This window comes from Ruegeria sp. HKCCA4008, from assembly GCF_013033125.1.
Taxonomy (GTDB): Bacteria; Pseudomonadota; Alphaproteobacteria; order Rhodobacterales; family Rhodobacteraceae; genus Ruegeria.
This window is the reverse complement of sequence record NZ_WQDM01000010.1, coordinates 56,867-78,593: the sequence shown is the minus strand read 5'-3', so window position 1 is coordinate 78,593 and position 21,727 is coordinate 56,867. Positions and strand designations below refer to the sequence as shown.

Genomic DNA, 21,727 nt, shown 5'->3' with positions numbered 1-21,727 from the left:
GCCTCTATTTGACAGATCCGGCCAACAGGCCCCGGACCAGGTATTTTTGCATTGCGAAGAAGACGACCAGCGGCACGAAGATCGAGACAAATGCAGCGGTCGCAAGGATTTCCCAGTTGCCGCCACGTGTACCCAGCAGCTCGACGATGCGGTTCGTCATTACGGTTGTCTGGCCGGTCGCGTCGATCAGGAAAACCTTGGCAACAAGCAGGTCATTCCATGTCCACAGGAACTGGAAGATCGCGAAAGACGCCAGCGCCGGGAAGCTGAGTGGCAGGATCAGTTTGGTAAAGATCTGAAACTCGGTGGCGCCGTCGACGCGGGCGTTTTCGATCAGATCACGCGGCAATCCGGCCATGTAGTTGCGCAGCAGGTAAATCGCCAGTGGCATCCCAAACCCTGTATGCGCAAGCCAGACTCCCAGATAGCCTTTGCCGATCCCGATATTGAGGTGAAATTTCAGCAACGGGATCAAGGCCAATTGAAGCGGAACGACCAAAAGGCCAACAACGGCCGCGATCAGCAGGGCGCGCCCGGGAAACTCCATCCATGCCAGCGCATAAGCCGCAAAGGCAGCAACCAGGATCGGGATGATTGTTGCAGGGATGGTCACCGTAAGCGTGTTGAAGAACGCCTTGGCCATGCTGTCCGTACTGCTTTGATCCAGAAGAACCTTTCGGTAGTTTTCCAAGGTGAACTCGGGTGGCAATTCGGCTGTTACGAAGATACGCGCGCCACGTTTCCCGGCGAACTCCTCGGTGTTTTCCATCCGATAGTTGCCCGCCGCATCCACCGTGATCGTACCACCTCGGCGCAGCTCGGCTGTTTGGCCCGGTTCAAATGCATCAACCTCGCGCGAACTGATCCCCCATCTGGAAATCGTTGCTTGCTCATCTTCGCCGAACAACGCCCCCTGAATGACATACACTCCGTTTTCCAGCACCTGCGTCTCGGGCGCGGCACTGCGAAGCGTCAGGTTTTGTTCAGAGGGAAACAGCGACCGCCACCAGCCGCTGGACGAAATCTGATCTGCCGTCCGAAAGGACGAAATCAGCAAGCCAAGCGTAGGAATGACCCAAAGAGCCACCAGGAAGATGACTGACAGATGCACCACCCATCTGAGCGCGGGTTTGGTTCCGGCGATATCGCTCATGGCTTACTCCATCTCCTTGCGCGCGTTGCGCACGTTCCAGACGAGGATCGGCGTAACAAGCAACATGATCACCATGGCCGAGGCGGATCCGACGCCCCAGTCATTGGCGCGGAAAAGCTTGTCGTACATGTAGTTTGCCAGCACCTGTGTCTCCCACTGGCCGTTGGTCATGGCAAAGACGATGTCAAACACTTTGAGAACGGTGATCGTGATCGTCGTCCAAACAACAAGGATCGTGGTTTTGATCTGCGGCACCTTGATCTTGAAGAAGATCTGAAAGGGATTGGCCCCATCCAAAATGGCCGCCTCGATGGTTTCTTCGGGAATACCGCGCAAGGCCGCCGACAGGATGACCATCGCGAAACCCGTCTGTATCCAGATCAGGACAACCATAAGAAAGAAACTGTTCCAGAAAGGGATTGTTAACCACGTGTTGGGTTCGGTGCCGCCGAAGAAGATGTACAGCGCGTTCAGGATGCCTATCTGGTCCTGTTCAGCTGGTCGCGCATCATAAACCAGTTTCCAGATCACCGACGCACCAACAAATGAAATGGCCATCGGCATGAAAATCAGGGATTTGGCAAAGTTTCCCCAGCGGATGCGGTCGGTCAGTTGCGCCACGAGAAGACCAAAAGCCGTTGACATGGCCGGCACGACGATCAGCCAGAACATGTTGTTGCGCATGGCTTCCCAAAACTTCGGCTCGGCCGCCATTTGGGAATAGTTGTCCAGGCCAACCCAGCGGTATCCGCCACCGGGCACGCGTTCCGTAAGCGAAAGGCGCAAGGTTTCAACCACCGGATACGCCAGATACAGCCCCAATGCAGCAAGCGCCGGGAACAGAAACAACCACGGGCGGATCAAGTTCGCGCGGTTGATGTTTCGGCCCGCATTTGGCCCGCGCGGCGGAAACAGGACTTTGTCCAAAAACTGGTTGGAAAGATAGAAGTAGCCCACGCAACCCGACACGCCGATGGCGATCGTCAGCAGGCCTTGTAGTACGGGTGTCATGATACGCCCATCCGTTCGGCAAACGGGGCGGCCTCAGGGCCGCCCCATGAGTTGGTCACTTGATTGCGTCCCAGGACGCCTGGATTTCACGTGCCACGGAGGCTGCATCTTTTGCACCCGACGAGTAATCGACCATCCCGGTCCAGAACGTACCTGCCCCGACCGCACCGGGCATCAGGTCGGACCCGTCAAAGCGGAAGGTCGTTGCGTTGGTCAGAATTTCGCCCTGTCCGCGCTGTGAATCATTCGAATAGTTCGCGGGATCTGCACCCAGATGAGGCGTCAGGAAACCATCCTGCGACATCATGATCTCATGGGCGAAAGGTGTCTTGAGGAACTCCAGAAAGGCTTCGGCTGCGGGGTTTGCGTTGGTGATTGTGAACAGGGTCCCTGCCCCAAGCACCGGTGTCCCAAGGTCTTTTTCTGCGTAAGCCGGGAAGTAGAAGAAATCAGCATCCACCCCCAATTCGGTGCCTTCCGGAAAATAGGCGGGAATAAACGAAGCCTGACGATGCATCATGCAAGCGGGCGGGCTATCGAACAGACCTTTGGGGCTGTCACGGAAATCGATTGCCGCCGTGTCGTCCGCGTCACCCACCACATAGTCGTCATTGCGGGTAAAGCTGCCATATTCCTCAATCGCGGCTATGACGCGGGGATCATCGAACTTCATTTCGTTCGACACCCATTGGTCATAGACTTCAGGTGGTTGCGTACGCAGCATAAGATCCTCGACCCAGTCCGTTGCGGGCCAACCCGTTGCGCCGCCCGAGGCCAGACCGACACACAAGGGCGTCTCGCCGTCCTCGACCATCTGATCCATCAGAGCCTTGAACTCTTCCATGGTTTCGGGCACTTCATACCCAAAGTCTTCGAAGTTTTCGGGCACGTACCAAACCAGCGATTTGACGTTCACATTGAAGAAGAACCCGTAAAAATCGTCAGACCCTTCCGCGTTCTCAAACGTACCCAGATCGACCCAGGATTGACCGGCGGCGAAGTTTTCCTTGATCCAGTCCGCAGTGCCTTCAGCCAATGGTGTCAGATAGCCCTGTTTTGCGAGGTTTGCCGCCAGACCAGGCTGCGGGAAAACAGTCAGATTCGGCGCCGAGCCCGCGGCCGCATCAATCAGGATCTGCTGTTCCAGAGAATCCGAACCCACATAGCTGGAATTCGCGCCTGTTGCCTCATCGAAATAGGCCACGAGGTTTTCGAAGGACTTGCCCTCGCCAGCCAGCCAGGGGCCGAAAATGGTCAGGCTTTCGCCGGACAGATCATTCGCTTCGGCAAAGGCCTGAAACCCATCCCAGTCAAAACTGCCCTCGCCGACGGCATGGATCATCTCACCCTCTGCCTGAACTGATCCGGCCATCAGGGCGAGTGCCGCCGCACCTGCGTAAAGCCCGTGTTTCATCAAATCCTCCTCCCAAGCTTTAATGTATTCAAAGACTCGCTTTCAAAGCGCTTTGGATGATGTGTGTTATCCGCTAACACTGGCGCCCTGTCAATATTTTGCTTCCCAGCGCCAAAATAAATTATATTATCTGCTTTCAACGCAAAACAAGTTGACGGATGCGGTATTTGCTCACAAAACAAAAAAGAGCCACTCAATTGAAGGCGCTTTGAATCGTAATATGAACCTGAAGCAGCTCTCGGAAGTTCTGGGCCTTTCGCAAACTACGGTCAGCCGGGCGCTGAACGGGTACCCCGAAGTGAGCGAGGACACACGTGCGCGCGTTCAAGCCGCGGCGCGCAAACACGGGTACCGGCCGAACAGTCGCGCCAAAGGGCTTGCGACCGGACGATCGATGGTGATCGGCCACGTCATTCCCAGCTCGTCCCGGCATGAAATGGTCAACCCGATCTTCGGGGATTTCGTCGCCGGTGCCGCAAAGAAATACGCTGAACATGGCTATGACATGATGTTCACCAATGCCGACGACACTTCGATTGAAGAAGCGTATCGGAGTCTTTTTCAGCGCGGCGCGGTGGACGGAGTCGTGCTGCAAGGCCCCAAAGTGAACGAACCACGGATCGAAGTCCTGACCCGCATGGGCGTCCCATTCATCGTGCACGGACGCTCGACCGGCGTCGACGCTCAGTATGACTGGATCGACGTCAACAACAAAAGTTCGTTCATGCGCGCCACACGCTTTCTGATTGACCTTGGCCATCGCCGTATCGCTCTGATCAACGGTCTGGAAGATATGGATTTTGCCCAACGCCGCCGCGACGGATATCTTGAGGCGCTTGGTCAGGCCGGGCTTGCGCCCGATGCAAATCTGATGCGCAGCGCTGAAATGACAGAGGTTTACGGCCATCACGAAACGCAGAACATGTTGCGCCTGGAGTCCCCTCCGACCGCTATTTTGTGTTCATCGATGATCTCTGCCATCGGCGTACGGCGTGCGCTGTCCGAAAACGGGTTTGAGATGGGTACGGATGTGTCAGTGATCGCCCATGACGACGACCTGTCCTATTTGAAGAACGGGCAGGATGTTCCGATTTTCACGGCAACACGCTCATCCGTCCGTCAGGCGGGTGAAATGGCGGCTGACATGTTGATCCAGCGCATCAAATCCCCGAATGATCCCGTCAAAACCAGGCTGCTGGAGGCCGAACTGGTCGTTGGCAGGTCAACCGGCCCTGCGACCAACAGGGTGCAACCATGAAACACGCACGCGCTGATTTTCCCAAAGATTTTCTCTTTGGTGTTGCCACTTCTGCGTACCAGATTGAAGGCCACGCACAGGGCGGGGCGGGGCGAACTCATTGGGATACCTTTGCGGCGTCGCCAGGCAACGTCGTACGCGGGGAAAACGGAGACGTCGCCTGCGATCACCTGAACCGGTTCGCGCAGGATTTCGATCTGGTGCGCGAGGCCGGGTTTGACTGTTATCGTTTTTCGACCAGCTGGGCACGCGTACTGCCGGACGGGCGTGGTCAGGTCAATCGGGCCGGGCTGGACTATTATGACCGATTGGCGGACGCCCTGCTGGAACGCGGTATCCGCCCCTGCGTGACGCTTTATCATTGGGAACTACCGTCAGCGCTTGCGGATCAGGGCGGATGGTGCAATCGCGATATCGCGGATTGGTTCGCGGATTATACGCAGGTCATCATGGGTCGGATCGGCGACCGGATGTTCAGTGCCGCTCCGATCAACGAACCCTGGTGTGTCAGTTGGCTGAGCCATTTTGAAGGCCACCATGCGCCCGGTCTGCGCGATATCCGCGCCGCGGCCCGGGCGATGCATCACGTTTTGTTGGCCCACGGGCGGGCCATTCAGACCATGCGCAGTCTTGGGATGAGCAATCTGGGTGCCGTGTTCAACCTCGAATGGTCCGAGCCCGCGGATGACAGCGCGGAATCGCGGTTTGCGGCAGATCGCTACGATGCGATCTACAACCGGTTCTTCCTTGGCGGCGTTTTCAACAAGGAATATCCCCAAACAGCCCTGGAGGGGTTGGAGCCGCACTTGCCCAAGGGCTGGCAGAACGACTTTGAAACCATCGGCACACAGGTCGATTGGTGCGGGTTGAACTACTATACCCGAAAATTGATTGCCCCGGCGGACACTGCCTGGCCCAGCCTGCAAGAGGTTCCCGGACCGTTACCCAAAACGCAGATGGGATGGGAAATCGATCCCTCTGCCCTTACCCGCTTTCTTGTCAGAACAAGGAAAGACTATACGGGCGCGTTGCCAATCTATATCACCGAAAACGGTATGGCGAGTGAGGAGCGCGTGCAGGACGATGATCGTATCGATTATCTCGACAAGCACCTTGCGGCCGTGCTGGACGCTTTGGCACAAGGTGTTCCGGTGAATGGCTATTTTGTCTGGTCGCTGCTGGACAATTATGAATGGGCCTTCGGGTACGAGAAGAGGTTTGGACTGGTGGACGTGGATTTCGAAACACTTGCGAGAACGCCCAAAGCGTCTTTCATGGCGCTGAAATCCGCCCTGTCCGGAGGTCAGAGCGTCTCTCAGCCGTTAGCGCAACCATTCGGTGCCGTGCATGAGCATTGGAACCTGGTCGCGGATATTGGCGGTACGAACACACGTCTGGGCGTTGTCACGAACGGAGAATTGGCAGATCTTCGGAAACACCCGACAGGGACATTGGAAGATCTGCTGGAGGCGTTCCATGACCTCAGGGACGAGATCGGAACCAACCCGCAAGCCGTCGTAGCAGCCGGAGCCGGGCCGGTCAGGGACGGAACGATTCAGTTGACCAACGCGAACCTGGATCTTTCGGAAACCGAGCTGGCGAAAGCAACAGGAGCAGAGCGCACTTTTGTCATAAATGATTTCACCGCTGCGGCGTGGTCAGTGGCCGAGGTGACCCGGTCGGATGTGGCGGTCTTGCAGGGTCAGGCAACGCCGCCCGCAGGCACACGGCTGGTTGTAGGGCCCGGAACCGGGCTTGGCGTTGGTGCGTTGCTGTATTCCGAAGGCAGGTATCACACGGTTTCCGGCGAAGGCGGGCACGTGGGCCTGTACCCGCGACATCGCGACGAAGTTGATATCTTTGAGGCGGCACGTCGCATCGCACCGGGCTGTTTCTTTGGGGACAGCCTGGCGCTGGAAGCGGAAATGTTCCTAAGCGGAACCGGCCTGCCGATCCTGTATCAGGCGGTTGAATTGGCCTCCGGTCAAGCGCGAACTCAGGCGCGCTCTGCAAAGGACATTCTGAAGGATGCCCGCAACGGCACCGATCTGGTCGCCGAAAAAGCGGCGCAGATCTTTACCACCCATCTGGGTGCTTTGATGGGTGATCTGGCGGTCACTTTGATGCCGGAAGGGGGCGTTTTCCTCGTCGGCGGCGTTGCCGAGAAAAACCGCTGGCTATTCAGTGACAGCTTCAAGGATGCGTTCAACGGCGGCGGCCGCTTCAGCGATTTGCGCCGCTCCCTGAACCTATACGTGTCAGAACAGGCAGAGTTCGGGATCATCGGCGCAAACAACTTCTGCAAGAATGCGTTGAGACAGCAACCAGACTAACCGAAGTTTCTTACCTAAAAGGACCAAGACATGATCCTGTGCTGTGGTGAAGCGCTGATAGATATGATTTCAGAACCGACCGCATCGGGCGCAATTGGTTTTGTGCCACATACTGGTGGTGCAGTTCTGAACACAGCCGTCGCGATGGGACGTCTGGGTGTTCCGGTAGGGATGCTGACAGGTTTGTCATCGGACATGTTCGGCCAGCAATTGATTGATGCGCTGAAAGCGAGCCATGTGGACACGACACATGTGATCATCTCGGAGCGTCCTACCACGCTTGCCTTTGTGCAGCTCTCGGATGGACACGCGACTTACAGCTTTGTTGATGAAAACACTGCGGGCCGGATGTTGCTGCCCGAAGACATGCCCGATCAGCTTCCTGCTGTCTCTGCCCTGTATCTCGGTGGAATCAGCCTTGCGTGTGAACCTTGCGCAGATGCCTATGCCGCCCTTCTGGACCGCCACGGTTCCGACCGGGCAGTGATGCTGGACCCGAATATCCGCCCGGATTTCATCAAGGATCAAACCCGATTTCGGACGCGTTTGAACCGCATGATCTCGCGTGCGGATATCGTCAAGGTTTCAGACGAGGACCTGGACTGGATCATTCCGGGCGCTGAAGCCGAATCCGCAAAAGCGTCTGTGCTGTTGCAGGCGGGTCCTTCCGTTGTCATCGTCACGCGTGGCAGTGACGGGGCGCACGGTTACCTGGCGGATGGTTCCGAAGTCTCGGTTCCTGTGAAACCCGTTGAAGTGGTCGATACGATCGGCGCAGGTGACACGTTTAATGCCGGCGTTCTGACCGAGCTCAGCCGCGCAGGGCATCTTACCAAGTCAGGTCTGCGCGGATTGACGGTTGAAAGCCTGCAAGCAGCCATGGAACTGGGCGCTGACGTGGCGGCCGTGACCGTTTCCCGAGCCGGGGCAGAACCCCCTTGGGCGCACGAACTTTGATCTGCGTTAAGGCATACTGCAAGGATCCTAAATCAACCGTCTCAAGCCCTAGGCCCAGACGTTCATTCAATCTTTCGGCGCCGCATAGCCGCTCTTTGCGGATTGATCGTCCGAGAAAATGCGCATCTCTTTGGTCGAAACTGTCCTCAGCCGCAGGCTGGGATGGAACATTACCAATTACGCACAAGGCCGTTTCGACGAACATTGCCTATTCCCGTTCACTCTACACAATGGTTAGACGAAGGATCTGGAATCCGGGCGTGGGATGCTCTGTGCAGAAAACTGTTGATCTTGAAAGACAATCAGCTTTCTCCGATGCACCGGCATATTATCAAGGCAGAAGGCATCATCAACCGGGGCGGCGGCGATCTCGTTCTGGAAATTCATGCGTCGGATCCAAACGGTGGCGTCGACCGCGACAACCCGGTGACGGTCCCCAGCGATGCCTGCCCTGAAACCTTGCAACCCCAAGAGTACGTGCGGCTGAAGCCCGGATAAAGCGTAACTCTGATGCCCGACATCTGGCACGCTTTGCGGCGATTGCCTTATTGGCGAGGGATCGACCGTGAATAACGACCGTACCGACAATGGGTTTGAAGAGCCAATCCCGCGGTTTTCAAAGGTCGAGAAAGATTTCGAGCCGGATTTTCTTCTTGTATCAGACTATTGACACCGTTCGGTCCGAGCTGGCGCGGCAGGACAGCTGGCGCGGCTGTCGCAATTCCATCTACCAACGCCTTTGTCTGCCGCTTGACAAGTCTGGCATTGCCGGACTAGCTGAGCGGGATGGTTCCGTAAGGGATGAAAATGGGAACACGGTGCGGCGCTGGAATGTGCCAAGTCCGTGACTGCCCCCGCAACTGTAAGCGGTGAGCGACGCCACTTCACCACTGACTCGCATGGGTTGGGAAGGTCGGCCGAGCAACGACCCGCAAGTCAGGAGACCTGCCATCGCACTATAAACCAACCCGAGGCGGGGCGTCTCGGAAGGAGGCTTGATGGCGCGTTTGCGTAATATCTGGGTATGTGCCCTCTGTCTGCGTCTGGCAAACGACGGAGATGGCTATGACCTGCTATTCTGATCACTACGTTCTGATCTGTTCAACATGTCAGGGGGCGATGTCTGCCGAGGCTGCGCAAGACGTGCTGGATGCCCGGTTGCCTGACGGTTTTGAAACCCGAATGGTGGCCTGCATGGCAGGTTGTGAACGGGCCATGACCGTCGGATTTCAGGCCCCGGGCAAAGCGCAGTACCTGTTTGGCGATATCACGACATCACACGACCTGTCCGCCCTGGTCGAATTCGCGACCCAGTTCGGCGACAGTGACGATGGCTGGACCAGCGCCTCGGACCGCCCCCCTGCCCTTTTCGCTAAGACCTTGTCGCGAATACCCGCATTGCCGTCCGGTGGCGCTTCATGAGCTTTCTGGTTGCCGAGAATTTGGAGTACTATGCGCTCAATGGCGATGTCCTGTTGCAGGATGTGTCCTTTCGTCTGGAAGAAGGATCAATTCTGGCAATCGCCGGGCCGAACGGCGCCGGCAAGACCACTCTGCTGAAACTGCTGTGCGGGATCGAACGGGTTGTCTTGGGTGATGTTTGGATAGAAGGCCAAAGCCTTCGGACCCTGTCCGCCCGCCAACGTGCCCGCTCCATTGCTGTGGTCGGGCAGCAAGAAATGCCTGACGGGCGGATGCGCCTGCAAGACTATGTTGGGCTGGGGCAAATCCCGATTCAGGGCGAACGTTCGATGGCTCAGCACAAGGCTGATCTGGAACGGGTTCTGAAGACGACCGAGCTGTCGCATTTTGCCAACAAAACGATGGGTCAACTGTCCGGCGGAGAACGTCAGCGCGCACATATCGCGCGCGCGTTGGCCCAGAACCCGTCCTTGCTGTTTCTGGACGAGCCAACCAACCATCTGGACCCCGATGCCAAGGGGCACATGCTGTCTCTGGTCGCTGATCTGGGGGTAACGGTCGTCATGATCGTCCATGATCTGGTCATGATCCCGGAATTCGCCACCCATGTGGCGTTGATGAAGGCCACGCGTCTGACGGGGTTCGGGCCTGTTGGCGAAGTTCTGACCCCAGACCGGGTACGCGAGACATTCGGCGTGGATTACCTGTGCTTTCAGCACGAAGGCCGCATGATCCCCGCACTAGATATCCGAAAACGGAAATTGTCACAATAACAGGAGCTTAAGTATGATGCAGAAACTCTGGCCGGTGGTTGTTTTCGCTGGCTTGGCAGGTGGCGCGGCAGCGGAAGCCGTCACCGTGGATAATTGCGGTGAACCGCTGGTTTTTGACTCGGCGCCGGAACGTCTGGTCGTGCATGACATGAACATGGCGGATATGGCCTTTGCGCTCGGCCTTCAGGACAAGATCGTGGGTCTTACCGGAATTACGGGCTGGTATGAAACCAGCCCTGATTTTGATGCTCAGCGCGGCGACATCCCAGAGCTTGCCCCCAAATACCCGACGATTGAAAACCTTGTGGCCGTCGAACCCGATCTGTTTTTTGCCGGTTGGTACTATGGCATGAAACCCGGCGGTGACGTCACGCCCGACACGCTGGAACCCTTTGGTATCAAGACCATGATCCTGACCGAGAGCTGCGTGCATCTGGACAAGGATCGCCCCGAGGCCAGCATGAACCTGTTGTTCGATGACGTTCTGCGTCTGGGCAAGGTCATGCATGTCGAAGACAAGGCCGAGGCGCTGGTTGCCAGCTGGAAAGACAAATTGTCCGCCATTCAAGCAAAAACAGCCGATCTGGCAAAGCCCCGCGTATTCCTGTTGGACGGACCGGCCGATGCTCCGTTCACCGCCGGCAAGTTCGCCATTCCCGATGCCATGATCGCTGCCGCAGGTGGCGAGAACGTCACGCATGATCTGGATACCAGCTGGGGCCGCACGTCGTGGGAGGCCGTGGCAGCGGCCAACCCGGAATTCCTGGTGCTGCTCGACTATCAGTCCGGCAACGGCGCAGAGGACACCTTTCAGTTCCTCAAGGATCACCCGGTGATGTCACAAACGGACGCGGTAAAGAACGAGCGCTGGATCGGCCTGCGTTACGAGGAACTGACGCCCGGCCCGGCAAATATCGAGGCGATCGAGAAGATGGCGAAGGCGATGCACCCGGAGACCAACTGATATGGTCCAATTGGGCCGTTTGATAGTGCTGGGGGCGGTTGTTCTGACCGCCCTTTTGCTGTTGTCGATCGTCTACGGGACCACCCCAATCCCCGTGCGCGAAGTTTTTTCGGCCATCGGCCTCGGAACCGGTCTGGTGGAAGGAGACATGTCGCCCTTGCACCGGATCGTCTTCGACCTTCGCCTGCCCCGCGCCCTGTTTGCCGCCGTGATTGGTGCGGGACTGGGCGTCGTTGGTGTAGTTTTGCAAACAACGACGCGAAACGACCTGGCAGATCCGTTTCTGTTCGGTCTGTCCTCGGGTGCTGCTGCCGGCGCCGTTCTGGTGATCACCGTCACGGGTGATGTCCTGGGAATCTGGACGTTGCCGCTGGCGGCATTTTGCGGTGGTCTGATCGCCTCCGGCATTGTTCTGGCGCTGGTTCAGGGCTTGCGTACGAGCGCACCCGAAAAACTGATCCTGGCTGGCCTGGCGGTGTCCTTTCTGTTTTCCGCAATCACCAACTACCTGATTTTCTCTGGCGATAATCGCGCGGCTCATTCGGTGATATTCTGGATGCTTGGCGGTCTGGGACTGGCAAGATGGGAAACGTTCCCGCTTGTCCTGATCGGACTGGGCCTGATCCTTAGCTATTCACTTTACCGCAGCCGGTGGCTTGACGCGCTGCTGACCGGGGATTTCACAGCTTCTTCACTGGGTATTCCCGTTCAAGGTCTGCGGTTCAGCATGTTTTTCGTTGCCGCGTTGGCGACGGCCAGTTTCGTTTCCGTTGCCGGTGTCATCGGCTTTGTCGGCCTGATGGTGCCTCATATTGCACGCGGCACCGCCGGGACTCTGCACCGAAACCTGCTGATCGTCTCGGCGATCGTGGGCGCGATTCTGCTGACACTGTCCGATATCTTGTCACGCCTTCTTTTGGCCCCACAGGAGTTGCCCGTCGGAATCGTCACGACGTCGATAGGATCACTTTTTGTCTTTTTATATTTGTTCAAATCTGATCGCGGGAGATAGTTTTCCAAGGTTGCGCAACACTGTCATTTTTCGACATTGATGAGGTCAAGCAGTTCAGCATGCAGTTCAGGGGTTACAGCGGAAACGACCGCGCCATCTGAATCGAGGGTTAACGCATGCCCGTGCCAATCGGTCATCACTCCACCAGCGGCCGTGATCAGAGGTGAGAGCGCCAGATAGTCATAAGGTTGCAGATCGTAATCCACCACAGCATCGACATGGCCCGAAGCAAGCAAGGCATGGGGATAACAATCATAGGCAAATCGGCGCGTCTGCCCTGCATTCATCAGCCGTCTGAACAGGTCAGGATGATCGCGATAAATTTTGTCGCCTTCATTCACGTACAAAACCGATTGATCCAGACGCGTGGCGTGCGACACCTCTATCGGCCGCCCGTTCAGGCTGGCCCCGTTACCAACCACACCCAAATAGGTCTCATGCAAGGCCGGCATTCCGACCAGGCCCAACCGAGGGCGCCCATCCACAAGGTGCGCCAAAAGGAACCCGAACAAAGGATGGCCAGACAGAAACGAACGGGTTCCGTCAATGGGGTCAATCACCCACATATGACGCCCGTCGCCTGCTTCCTGCCCGTGCTCTTCGCCAAAGATGCCGTGTCCGGGAAAATGCTGTTTCAGGTAGGTTCGTACTTCTGCCTCAACTGCCTTGTCGGCCTGCGTCACCGGGCTTTCATCCTGTTTGAATTCAATGCCCAAAGACCCCCGAAAAAACCGCATCGCGGACTCCGAGGCAATATCAGCAATCTTCATCGCATGCTCAGTCAACGCATCTGGGGTTACCATTTCCGGTCCTTTCGGCTGAAGTCATCCAATCTCCGACGGATGAACGGTTGATTGCCCTGAAAGCTGAATGAGAAGTCGCGCAGTTCAGTTTTCAGATGGGCATGGGGTGTGACAATACTGAAACTTTAACAATGGCTTATGGATCGAAATCCGTCCGATTCGACGAACATTCGGACACTCGGGGCGGATTTGCCCTGTTTGCATGCTTTCCCCATGTGTTCCGATCGCCGTGCGTGTGTCGGTGGATCTGCTCTTGTACCCTCGGGTCAGGTCTTCACCCGGCTCATCTGCGGGTCGTAAAGCGGTTGCAGCGTCACTTCGCAAGGAACCCTCTGAGTGGCGACATCCAATTCATATGTCCCTGATGTGACGTATTGTGCGTCGACACCGTTGGCGTTTCGGATGTAACCGTAGCCGATCGACTTTCCGACGGTGTAACCATAGCCGCCCGAAGTCAGCCATCCGACCCTTTCGCCATTCCGATAGATCGTTTCACGCCCCAAAAGAACAACCTCGGGGTCAACCATAAAACATGCCAGCATCTTCTTTACGCCGCCGGTTTTTTGCGCCTCAGATGCGGCGCGCCCTTTGAAATCGATATTTTTCCGGAGTTTCACGGCCCAGCCCAAGCCGCTTTCGAACGGCGTATGATCCGGCCCGATATCCGAGCCCCAGGCGCGATAGCCTTTTTCAAGACGCAGCGATTCAATCGCCCTGTAGCCTGCATTGATCAATCCATGCGGGTGCCCTGCCTCCATCAAGGCGTCATACACGGTCTGTGCATATTCCACCGGCAGGTGCAGTTCCCAGCCCAGCTCACCCACATAAGTCACGCGCAGCGCCTTGACCGGGCACCCGGCGATGCCGATGGTGCGGATCGTGCCAAACTTGAACCCGCTGTTCGAGACGTCATCGCGTGTCACCGCCGCCAGAATCTCACGCGATTTTGGCCCCATCAATGACAGAACCGCATTCGATGAGGTGATATCGAAAAGCTGGCAATTCATGCCCTCGGGAATGCTGCGGTTGATCCAGTCGAAGTCATGGGTGGCATAGCCGGTGCCGGTGACGATATAGAACTCATCATGGGCCACGCGCCCAACGGTCAGGTCACACTCGATCCCGCCCTTGTCGTTCAGCATTTGGGTATAGACAAGCGCGCCAACCGGCTTGTCCACATCATTGGCGCAGATCCAGTTCAACGCTGCCAAAGCATCCGGGCCCTTGAGGGCGAATTTGGCGAAAGAGGTCTGATCGAACAACACAGCCGCTTCGCGTGCCGCTTTATGTTCGCGCCCGACGGCATCGAACCAGTTCTGGCGGCCAAAGCTGTATTCATCCTTGGGCACCTCGCCCTTTGACGCGTCCGCGTACCAGTTGGGGCGTTCCCAGCCCAGTTTCTCGCCAAAACACGCGCCCTGCTTTTTCAGCGTGTCATAAAGCGGCGATTTTCGGCAGGGGCGGCCCGAGTCGTGTTCCTCATGCGGCCAACCCATCGTGTAGTGTTTGCCATATGCCTCGACGGTACGGGTGCGAACCCAGTCGGTGTCGAAATGCGGGCGGCCAAAGCGGCGGATATCGGCAGACCACAAATCGAAGGGCGGCTCACCCTTGTGCACCCATTCTGCCAGCGCCATGCCCGCACCACCGCCAGCCGCGATGCCAAAGGCATTGAAGCCCGCACCGACGAAGAAATTCTTCAACTCGGGCGCTTCACCGATGATGAAATTGCCGTCGGGCGTGAAGCTTTCCGGCCCGTTGGTCAGCGTCTTGACGCCGGCGTTTTCCAGCGCGGGCACGCGACCCAGCGCAAGTTCCATAAGCTGTTCGAAATGATCGAAGTTGCTGTCGAGAAGGGTATAGTGGAAACCTTGCGGAATCCCCTTGGTGGCCCAGGGGATCGGGTTCGGCTCATAGCCGCCCATGACCAGACCACCGACTTCTTCCTTGTAGTAGGTCAGCCGGTCGGGATCGCGCAGAGTGGGCAGATTGCCGGGCACGTCGAAAGGTTCAGTCACCATGTACTGGTGCTCCATCGGAACCAGAGGAACGTTGACGCCAAAGCGGCTGGCAAAGGTGCGGGACCATTGCCCGGCGCAGCAGATCACCTTTTCACACTCGATCCGACCTTGTTCGGTGATTACCGCACGAATTTTGCCATCTTCGATTTCGATATCGGTGACTTTGGTATCTTCGAATATCTTCGCTCCGGCCATACGGGCGCCCTTAGCCAATGCCTGCGTGATATCTGACGGATTGGCCTGACCGTCTGTCGGCAGGTAAGCCGCGCCGATCACGTCAGAGACATCCATCAAGGGCCAAAGCTCCTGCGCCTCGGATGGGGTCAGAAGCTGCATGTCCAGACCAAAGGAATGCGCCGTAGTGGCCTGGCGTTTCACTTCGGTCCAGCGCTCTTCGTTGCAGGCCAGACGCAAGCCGCCGTTCATCTTCCAGCCAGTGCCAAGCCCTGTTTCCTCTTCGATCTTGTTGTACAGATCGACGGAATAACCCAGCAATTGCGTGATATTGGCGTTCGAACGCAACTGTCCCACCAACCCCGCGGCGTGGAAGGTGGTGCCCGAGGTCAGCTTCTTGCGCTCCAGCAGCACCGTATCCGTCCAGCCCAGCTTGGCCAGGTGATAGGCGGTCGAGCAGCCGATGATCCCGCCACCGATAATGACGGCTTTGGCTGTATTCGGAAGGTCGGTCATGTCTGTCCTCAGGTATTTTTGAAATCGGTTAGGGCCGCGCGGAACCGCGCCAGGTTTTCGGCTGTGTAGGCTGCGTAATCAAAGTCGATATCCGAGGTGATTTCGGACACCATGCTCCACATGGTTTCCCGCAGCAGCGAGGCACATTTCATCGCCGCATAGCGGTGGCGCAGATCCTCGGTGACCGGGGCTTCAAAATAGCTCTCCAACACCCAGTCTTCCTGTTCAGACGACAGGCCATTGTTCGACGCCAGCCCGCCCAGATCGAACAGCGGAGAATTGAACCCGGCATAGTCGAAATCGATCAGCCAAAGGCGGTTGCCGTCGTCCAGAAAATTGCCGCAGAGCAGGTCGTTATGGCCGAACACGATGTCATACGGCCCTGCTTCATGTTCTAGCAGCGTGCCTGCGTCGATCAGATCAGGGATAAGCTTTGCATGGGCGCTGTCATTCTCGGTCAGCGTTGCGGCATAGTCCCGGATGACGTGGAACACCCAGAACACCAGCGACGGCCCGCGCAGGTGTTTCGGCACTTCGATATGACAGGCTTTTACCAATTCCAGAACTCGGGGCAGCATGTTCGGGTGGCGGACATCTTCTTCCGTCAAGGTGCGGCTTTCGATGAATTCCAGCACTGTCAAATCGCCCGAGGAATGCAGCACGGCAGGCGACAGACCCGCCGCATTGGCTGCTTTGCTGGCGGCCAGCTCATTGAACCGCATCACCTGATGCAGGGGGATGTCGTCGCCCACACGAACCACATAAGACCCGCTGCCGTCCGTGACCTTGTAGTTCACATTGGTGATGCCACCGGTCAGCGGAGTGGCCTCGATCTCTCCCTGCCAGATCGGCAGAGCGCGGATGCGGGTCATCAGGTCGGGATGGCTCATATCAACTCTCCAGTCCAAAGCGGATGCGGGCCTGGCGGGCACTGGCATTGATCAACCGATCAGCGATGATGGCGATGAAGGCAATCGACAGGCCGGCCACCAGACCGCGGCCGGTATCGGCCTTGGTCAGGGCGATATAGACCTCCTGCCCCAGATCGCGGGTGCCGACGAGGGCGGTGATCACCAGCATCGACAGCGCCAGCATGATCGTCTGATTGACGCCCAGCAGGATTTCAGGCAACGCCATCGGCAGGCGGATATGGCGCAGCAGTTGTTTGCGGGTGCAGCCCGAAACCAGACCCGCCTCGATCAGTTCCTCACTGACCGAGCGCACACCATGGGCGGCATAACGGACCGCCGGGGCCAGCGCATAGAGAACGATGGCAATCAGGGCGGTGAAATCGCCGACCCGGAACAGCATGACGACAGGGATCAGATAAACAAAGCTGGGCAGGGTTTGCAGTGTGTCGATCAGCAGGTTGATGGCCGTCCCAGCGCGTTTGTTCAGTGCCGCCAGAACACCCAAAGGCACCCCGATCAGCGTCGCCAGAATGACAGATGCGCCGCACAGATACACTGTCACCATCGCCTTTGACCACAGGCCCGAGACAAGTATCAGCGAGGCCATTCCGCCACACAGCAACGCTAGCCGCCAACCGCCTGCGTGCCAGCCCAGCAGGGCCAGCATCGCGATGGCCCATGGCCACGGGATGCCCAGCAGAACAGTTTTGATCGGGATCATGAACCAGGTCAGGAAGAAAACCTTGATGGCCTCGAACGTGTCGAAATAGTTGACGTTCAGGTATTCGACCGTGTTGTCCCAGAACGCGCCGGTGGTAATGGTCTGACTTTCAGGATATTCCAGCAACAGAGGCGAGAACTGTCCCAGCACCCAGGTCAGCAGCATCAGGACCACGACCAGAAACGTCCGGCGATGACGCGCGATCCACGAACCGGGGACCTCATGATGCACCTGCCCCATCCGTTCGGCAAAGGCCTGGCTCAGACGGTCGACGGCGATGGCCAGTACCACGATGGCGATGCCGGCTTCGAACCCTGCCCCAATGTCCAGACGGCGCAGCGCGGCGAGGACGTCAAAGCCCAGCCCCCCAGCCCCGATCATCGAGGCGATGATGACCATGTTCAGGGTCAGCATGATCACCTGATTGACGCCCACCATCAGGCTGTGGCTGGCCGAGGGCACAAGCACGCGCCACATCAACTGCCGCCGGGTCGTGCCCGCCATGCGTCCGAAATCCAGAATCTCAGGATCCACGCCTTTCAGCGCCAGCGTTGTGATCCGCACCATCGGCGGGGTCGCATAGATGATCGTCGCAACCAAGGCAGAGATCGGACCAAAGCCAAACATGAACAGGATCGGCACCAGATAGGCAAAGATCGGGATCGTCTGCATCAGGTCCAGGATTGGTGAGATGATCTTTTCAAAAAGCGGATGGCGATAGGCGAGAATGCCCAACAGCAACCCTCCGCCCGCGCCAATCGGCACCGCGATCAGGACCGAGGCCAGCGTCACCATGGCGCTGTCCCATTGTCCGAAAACTGCAAGATAGACAAAGCAGGCCCCGACCAGAGCGGCCAATCCCCAGTCGCGGCAATATTGACCCAAGGCGACAACGGCGGTGATGACCACGATCCAGCTGATCGCAGGCAGGATGACCTGCGCGTCATTTCCCTGACCGCTGACAAAGCCATCGGCCAGCAGAGCCAATACCAGATGGTAGGGCTGCTCGATCAACCACGCGATGGCGCGGGTGACATCGGTGAAGGACAGCGGCCCGATGGCGGCATCCTCGATCAGCCACGTCATCGCCGAGGAAATGTAGGTTTTGAACGGGATCACCCAGGCCGAAGGGAACTTGGTCAACCAGCGCGCATCCAGCGCCTTGCTCAAATCACGACCGAAATAGCCAAGTACGATGGTGACCAGCACAAGCAGCAGAATGGCCATCTGGCTGCGGGTCAGGCGGATCATGCCGTGTCTCCGCCGCCGAACAGCACATGCGCAACGGCCTTGCGGTCAATCGCTCCGACGGGTTGGCCCTCTGCGTCCACGACGGGGATCGGCGCATCTGCCGCGATAATCCGTTCCGCCACGTCCGAGATGCGCGTGGTTTGAGAGATCGGATTGCCCTCGCCCACCGCGCCGGGGGTCATGACACCGCCGACGGTCAAGACCTTGGAACGGGGAATATGTTTCGTGAATTCAGCCACATAGTCGGTGGCCGGGTGCATCACCAGCTCTTCCGGCGTGGCGATCTGGATCACCTCTCCGTCCTTCATGATGGCGATGCGGTCGGCCAGGCGAACGGCCTCTTCGAAATCATGGGTGATGAAAACGATGGTCTTGTGCAACCGCTCCTGCAACCGCAGGAATTCATCTTGCATCTCGCGCCGGATCAGCGGATCGAGGGCCGAGAACGGCTCGTCCAGAAACCATAGATCAGGCTCTGTCACCAAGGAACGGGCAATGCCGACGCGCTGCTGCTGGCCGCCGGATAGCTCACGCGGGTAATAATCCTCGCGCCCCTTCAAACCGACCAGCTCCACCACCTCGCGGGCCTTGGCGTCGGCTTCGGGTTTGGGAGTGGCCTGAATCGTCAGCGGAAACATCACATTCTGCAAAACGGTCAGATGCGGCAGCAACGCGAAATGCTGGAACACCATACCCATCTTGTGACGCCTGATTTCGATCAGCTCATTCTCGCTGGCGCGCAAGAGGTCAGCATCGTCGAACAGAACTTCTCCGGCGGTTGGCTCGATCAACCGGGACAAGCACCGAACCAAAGTGGATTTGCCGGACCCCGACAGGCCCATGATGACGAAGATCTCGCCTTCCGCGATCTCGATGTTGGCGTTGCGCACTGCGCCGATCACGCCTGCCTTGCGAATTTCTTCTGCCGTTGGTTCAGGGGTTGTCCGCAGCAACCGATCTGCGTTGGGGCCATAAAGCTTCCAGACGTTTCGGCACGACAGTTTGGTCTTGGGGGGCATCAGGGTGGTCCGGTTCATTCGCGAAAAAGGCCAGAGCGGTCCGAGAGAGCGACAGGCCCGCTCTGGCCAGTGGATTACTTCGAGATCCAGCCAGACCAGCGGTCTTTGTTGGTCTCCATCCACTCTGCAACAACGCTGTCGATTTCCACGCCGTCCAGATCGGCCTTGCCAACCATGGCGCTCATTTCATCATTGTTGATTTTGTAGGCTTCGATGATGTCATAAGCGCCCGGCCATTTTTCTTGCAGGCCAGACCAGGCGGCCTTCCAGATCGGGCCACGCGGCTTGCCGCAATCATAGGCCATGTTCGGGTTCACACCGACAGAAGGGTCGCTGTAACACTCTGGCGTATATGGTGGAAATTCGACGAACTCGCCTTCGTATTTCGCCGGTGCCCAGTGCGGGACGTAGACCCACAGAACAATTGGATCCTGCCTTTGATAAGCGGATTCCAATTCTGCAAACAGGGCCGCGTCGGTACCCGCATGGACGACTTCGAAATCCAGTTCAAGCGCTTCGACACGCTCGTCATCGAAGCCACCCCAGGTCACCGGGCCGCCGACATAACGCCCGTTCGGAGCAGTTTCCGCTGTCGCGAATTCCTCGGCGCAGTCTTTCAGCGCATCCCAATTCGGCAATCCCGGGCACCGTTCCTTCATGTAGCTGGGATACCACCATTCTTCGATCGCCATCAGGCCGGTTTCGCCGACATTGACGACCTTGCCGGTGCCGGTTGCTTCGTCCAGCGCTTCGCGTCCGGTGGTTTCCCAGATTTCCATTGCCAGATGCAGGTCACCCGTTTTCAGACCGGCGAACTGAGCAATGTAATCCGCCTGAACATATTCAACGTTGTACCCGGCTTCTTCCAGGATCGAACCCATGATCTTGGTATTGATCAACTGCCCCGACCAGTCGTGCAGCGTCAGTTTGATTGGGTCCGTGGACTCAACAGCCCATGCAGTTGTTGCGGCTCCGGCGGCCATGATGGCCAGCGCGGAAATTCCCATTTTACAATTCATAACACCTTCTCCCTGTCGTGATTTTTTTCGATGAATCGGTGGTATTGAGTACAGACGACCATATCGTGGGGTTTTGTGTCAATAAAAACCACGTAAAGCCACATAATTTCCTGTTTTAAGCGAATTTCTACGGCCGCCCTTTTGCAAAACGTTGCTTTATGTGGGTATTGTGGTATGGCTTAACGTCCCTTATGACGATGCCATCAGAGCGCGAAACATGAACCTGCCGACTACAAACCAACGAGAAGAAGAAATCCTGCGCGCCCTTTTTCGCGCGGGCGGGTCGTGCCGGGTAAGCGTTCTGGCGAATGAACTTGAGGTCAGCCTGGAAACCATTCGGCGAAACGTCCGCAATCTGGAAGAACGCGGCATCGTACGCAAGGTCCATGGCGGGGTTCATCTTCTCGAAGACATTCTGGAACCGTCGCTGCAAAGCCGCCTGGACAAGAAGGTTGACGCGAAAGAGAAGCTGGCGAAGGCGGTTGCCGAGGTCATCAGTGACGGCGACTCCGTTTTCCTCGATATCGGCTCTACTACCGCTTACGTGGCACAGGCGCTTTGCAACCACAGCGATCTCTTTGTCGTGACGAACTCGGTTTTTGTGGCGCAGGCATTGGCTTCACGAAACAACAACCGGGTGTTCATGGCTGGTGGCGAACTGCGGTCGCACGATGGGGGCGCATTTGGCGTTGAAGCTCAGGACCTGATCAAACGATTGAACGTCCGTTTCGCCATTCTTTCGGTCGGAGCGGTCAATGCGGACCCGGGCTTTATGCTGCACGACCTGCAAGAAGCAAACCTGGCCCGCGTCGCCATCCAAAACGCACAGGTCCGCATTGTCGTGGCCGATGGCGAAAAGCTGGGAAAGCGCGCGCCTGTCACATTGGAACCTGCCGACAAGATCAATCTGTTCTTTACAGATGTGACCCCGCCCGAGGATATCTGCCAGATGCTGTCGGCGAATGAAATCGACCTTGTCGTCGCCGAATAAGCGC

Annotated in this window: 19 protein-coding genes, 2 pseudogenes and 1 riboswitch; of the genes and pseudogenes, 12 read left to right on the top strand and 9 right to left on the bottom strand. The window is 57.5% G+C overall.

Annotated features, from left to right (window positions below; translation table 11 throughout):
- Window positions 1-4 precede the first annotated feature (4 nt).
- From GOW60_RS18435 to GOW60_RS18425, 3 genes are read right to left on the bottom strand one after another with little or no spacing between them, the layout of a single operon-like run.
- Window positions 5-1,153: a carbohydrate ABC transporter permease gene (locus GOW60_RS18435; RefSeq protein WP_171230422.1), complete on the bottom strand. Its 1,149-nt coding sequence runs from the start codon at window positions 1,151-1,153 to the stop codon at window positions 5-7.
- 3 nt (window positions 1,154-1,156) lie between these two features.
- Window positions 1,157-2,164: a carbohydrate ABC transporter permease gene (locus tag GOW60_RS18430; protein WP_171230421.1), complete on the bottom strand. Its 1,008-nt coding sequence runs from the start codon at window positions 2,162-2,164 to the stop codon at window positions 1,157-1,159.
- Window positions 2,165-2,219: 55 nt separating this feature from the next.
- Window positions 2,220-3,578, bottom strand: coding sequence for an ABC transporter substrate-binding protein (locus tag GOW60_RS18425; RefSeq protein ID WP_171230420.1), 1,359 nt, complete (start codon window positions 3,576-3,578; stop codon window positions 2,220-2,222).
- Between the two features lie 220 nt (window positions 3,579-3,798).
- On the opposite strand from GOW60_RS18425, the gene GOW60_RS18420 reads away from it, so the two are divergent.
- From GOW60_RS18420 to GOW60_RS18385, 11 genes and pseudogenes are all read left to right on the top strand, one after another.
- Window positions 3,799-4,836: a LacI family DNA-binding transcriptional regulator gene (locus tag GOW60_RS18420; protein ID WP_171230419.1), complete on the top strand. Its 1,038-nt coding sequence runs from the start codon at window positions 3,799-3,801 to the stop codon at window positions 4,834-4,836.
- Window positions 4,833-6,137, top strand: a pseudogene (locus GOW60_RS21225) (GH1 family beta-glucosidase); the annotation flags it as partial. The gene GOW60_RS18420 and the pseudogene GOW60_RS21225, both read left to right, overlap by 4 nt.
- The gene (locus tag GOW60_RS21220; RefSeq protein ID WP_254444027.1) at window positions 6,111-7,169 is read left to right on the top strand and encodes an ROK family protein; all 1,059 of its coding nucleotides are present in this window, start codon (window positions 6,111-6,113) and stop codon (window positions 7,167-7,169) included. The pseudogene GOW60_RS21225 and the gene GOW60_RS21220, both read left to right, overlap by 27 nt.
- Before the next feature lie 30 nt (window positions 7,170-7,199).
- A complete protein-coding gene (locus GOW60_RS18410) occupies window positions 7,200-8,126 on the top strand; it encodes a carbohydrate kinase (protein ID WP_171230417.1) in 927 nt (308 codons plus the stop codon).
- A gap of 118 nt (window positions 8,127-8,244) precedes the next feature.
- Window positions 8,245-8,364: a D-lyxose/D-mannose family sugar isomerase gene (locus GOW60_RS21475; protein ID WP_371813387.1), complete on the top strand. Its 120-nt coding sequence runs from the start codon at window positions 8,245-8,247 to the stop codon at window positions 8,362-8,364.
- A gap of 53 nt (window positions 8,365-8,417) precedes the next feature.
- Window positions 8,418-8,624: a D-lyxose/D-mannose family sugar isomerase gene (locus GOW60_RS21470; protein ID WP_371813386.1), complete on the top strand. Its 207-nt coding sequence runs from the start codon at window positions 8,418-8,420 to the stop codon at window positions 8,622-8,624.
- 46 nt (window positions 8,625-8,670) lie between these two features.
- Window positions 8,671-8,796, top strand: a pseudogene (locus tag GOW60_RS21465) (D-lyxose/D-mannose family sugar isomerase); the annotation flags it as partial.
- A 100-nt stretch (window positions 8,797-8,896) separates the two neighbouring features.
- A riboswitch (cobalamin riboswitch) is annotated at window positions 8,897-9,094 on the top strand.
- Window positions 9,095-9,191: 97 nt separating this feature from the next.
- A complete protein-coding gene (locus tag GOW60_RS18400; RefSeq protein ID WP_171230416.1) occupies window positions 9,192-9,548 on the top strand; it encodes a DUF1636 domain-containing protein in 357 nt (118 codons plus the stop codon).
- On the top strand, window positions 9,545-10,321 hold the full coding sequence (locus GOW60_RS18395) for an ABC transporter ATP-binding protein (RefSeq protein WP_171230415.1): 777 nt from the start codon (window positions 9,545-9,547) through the stop codon (window positions 10,319-10,321). Before GOW60_RS18400 ends, GOW60_RS18395 begins: the two co-directional genes overlap by 4 nt.
- Window positions 10,322-10,334: 13 nt before the next feature.
- Complete coding sequence (locus GOW60_RS18390) at window positions 10,335-11,285, top strand: ABC transporter substrate-binding protein (RefSeq protein WP_254444024.1); 951 nt, start codon at window positions 10,335-10,337, stop codon at window positions 11,283-11,285.
- A gap of 1 nt (window position 11,286) precedes the next feature.
- Window positions 11,287-12,297: an iron ABC transporter permease gene (locus tag GOW60_RS18385; protein WP_171230414.1), complete on the top strand. Its 1,011-nt coding sequence runs from the start codon at window positions 11,287-11,289 to the stop codon at window positions 12,295-12,297.
- Window positions 12,298-12,320: 23 nt separating this feature from the next.
- On the opposite strand, the gene GOW60_RS18380 is transcribed toward GOW60_RS18385, so the two are convergent.
- From GOW60_RS18380 to GOW60_RS18355, 6 genes are all read right to left on the bottom strand, one after another.
- Window positions 12,321-13,100, bottom strand: coding sequence for an inositol monophosphatase family protein (locus tag GOW60_RS18380; protein WP_171230413.1), 780 nt, complete (start codon window positions 13,098-13,100; stop codon window positions 12,321-12,323).
- 266 nt (window positions 13,101-13,366) lie between these two features.
- Window positions 13,367-15,811 carry an FAD-dependent oxidoreductase gene (locus tag GOW60_RS18375; RefSeq protein WP_171230412.1) on the bottom strand — a complete coding sequence of 815 codons (2,445 nt, stop codon included), beginning with the start codon at window positions 15,809-15,811 and terminating at the stop codon, window positions 13,367-13,369.
- A gap of 8 nt (window positions 15,812-15,819) precedes the next feature.
- Window positions 15,820-16,701: a phosphotransferase gene (locus GOW60_RS18370; protein WP_217355637.1), complete on the bottom strand. Its 882-nt coding sequence runs from the start codon at window positions 16,699-16,701 to the stop codon at window positions 15,820-15,822.
- A gap of 1 nt (window position 16,702) precedes the next feature.
- On the bottom strand, window positions 16,703-18,694 hold the full coding sequence (locus GOW60_RS18365; RefSeq protein ID WP_171230411.1) for a proline/glycine betaine ABC transporter permease: 1,992 nt from the start codon (window positions 18,692-18,694) through the stop codon (window positions 16,703-16,705).
- A complete protein-coding gene (locus GOW60_RS18360; RefSeq protein ID WP_171230410.1) occupies window positions 18,691-19,713 on the bottom strand; it encodes a glycine betaine/L-proline ABC transporter ATP-binding protein in 1,023 nt (340 codons plus the stop codon). Before GOW60_RS18360 ends, GOW60_RS18365 begins: the two co-directional genes overlap by 4 nt.
- A gap of 74 nt (window positions 19,714-19,787) precedes the next feature.
- Complete coding sequence (locus tag GOW60_RS18355; protein WP_171230409.1) at window positions 19,788-20,732, bottom strand: ABC transporter substrate-binding protein; 945 nt, start codon at window positions 20,730-20,732, stop codon at window positions 19,788-19,790.
- A 217-nt stretch (window positions 20,733-20,949) separates the two neighbouring features.
- Between GOW60_RS18355 and GOW60_RS18350 the strand changes: the two genes are divergently transcribed.
- A complete protein-coding gene (locus GOW60_RS18350) occupies window positions 20,950-21,723 on the top strand; it encodes a DeoR/GlpR family DNA-binding transcription regulator (protein ID WP_171230408.1) in 774 nt (257 codons plus the stop codon).
- The last annotated feature ends 4 nt before the right edge of the window (window positions 21,724-21,727 follow it).

Bases quoted from the DNA above. Each gene is read 5' to 3' on its own strand.
- GOW60_RS18365 (WP_171230411.1), bottom strand. From the start codon at position 18,694: ATGATCCGCCTGACCCGCAGCCAGATGGCCATTCTGCTGCTTGTGCTG.
- GOW60_RS18350 (WP_171230408.1), top strand. From the start codon at position 20,950: ATGAACCTGCCGACTACAAACCAACGAGAAGAAGAAATCCTGCGCGCC.
- GOW60_RS18385 (WP_171230414.1), top strand. From the start codon at position 11,287: ATGGTCCAATTGGGCCGTTTGATAGTGCTGGGGGCGGTTGTTCTGACC.
- GOW60_RS21220 (WP_254444027.1), top strand. From the start codon at position 6,111: ATGGCGCTGAAATCCGCCCTGTCCGGAGGTCAGAGCGTCTCTCAGCCG.
- GOW60_RS21475 (WP_371813387.1), top strand. From the start codon at position 8,245: ATGCGCATCTCTTTGGTCGAAACTGTCCTCAGCCGCAGGCTGGGATGG.
- GOW60_RS18435 (WP_171230422.1), bottom strand. From the start codon at position 1,153: ATGAGCGATATCGCCGGAACCAAACCCGCGCTCAGATGGGTGGTGCAT.
- GOW60_RS18430 (WP_171230421.1), bottom strand. From the start codon at position 2,164: ATGACACCCGTACTACAAGGCCTGCTGACGATCGCCATCGGCGTGTCG.
- GOW60_RS18395 (WP_171230415.1), top strand. From the start codon at position 9,545: ATGAGCTTTCTGGTTGCCGAGAATTTGGAGTACTATGCGCTCAATGGC.
- GOW60_RS18360 (WP_171230410.1), bottom strand. From the start codon at position 19,713: ATGCCCCCCAAGACCAAACTGTCGTGCCGAAACGTCTGGAAGCTTTAT.
- GOW60_RS18425 (WP_171230420.1), bottom strand. From the start codon at position 3,578: ATGAAACACGGGCTTTACGCAGGTGCGGCGGCACTCGCCCTGATGGCC.
- GOW60_RS18410 (WP_171230417.1), top strand. From the start codon at position 7,200: ATGATCCTGTGCTGTGGTGAAGCGCTGATAGATATGATTTCAGAACCG.
- GOW60_RS18375 (WP_171230412.1), bottom strand. From the start codon at position 15,811: ATGACCGACCTTCCGAATACAGCCAAAGCCGTCATTATCGGTGGCGGG.
- GOW60_RS18370 (WP_217355637.1), bottom strand. From the start codon at position 16,701: ATGAGCCATCCCGACCTGATGACCCGCATCCGCGCTCTGCCGATCTGG.
- GOW60_RS18420 (WP_171230419.1), top strand. From the start codon at position 3,799: ATGAACCTGAAGCAGCTCTCGGAAGTTCTGGGCCTTTCGCAAACTACG.
- GOW60_RS18380 (WP_171230413.1), bottom strand. From the start codon at position 13,100: ATGGTAACCCCAGATGCGTTGACTGAGCATGCGATGAAGATTGCTGAT.
- GOW60_RS18400 (WP_171230416.1), top strand. From the start codon at position 9,192: ATGACCTGCTATTCTGATCACTACGTTCTGATCTGTTCAACATGTCAG.
- GOW60_RS18355 (WP_171230409.1), bottom strand. From the start codon at position 20,732: ATGAATTGTAAAATGGGAATTTCCGCGCTGGCCATCATGGCCGCCGGA.
- GOW60_RS18390 (WP_254444024.1), top strand. From the start codon at position 10,335: ATGATGCAGAAACTCTGGCCGGTGGTTGTTTTCGCTGGCTTGGCAGGT.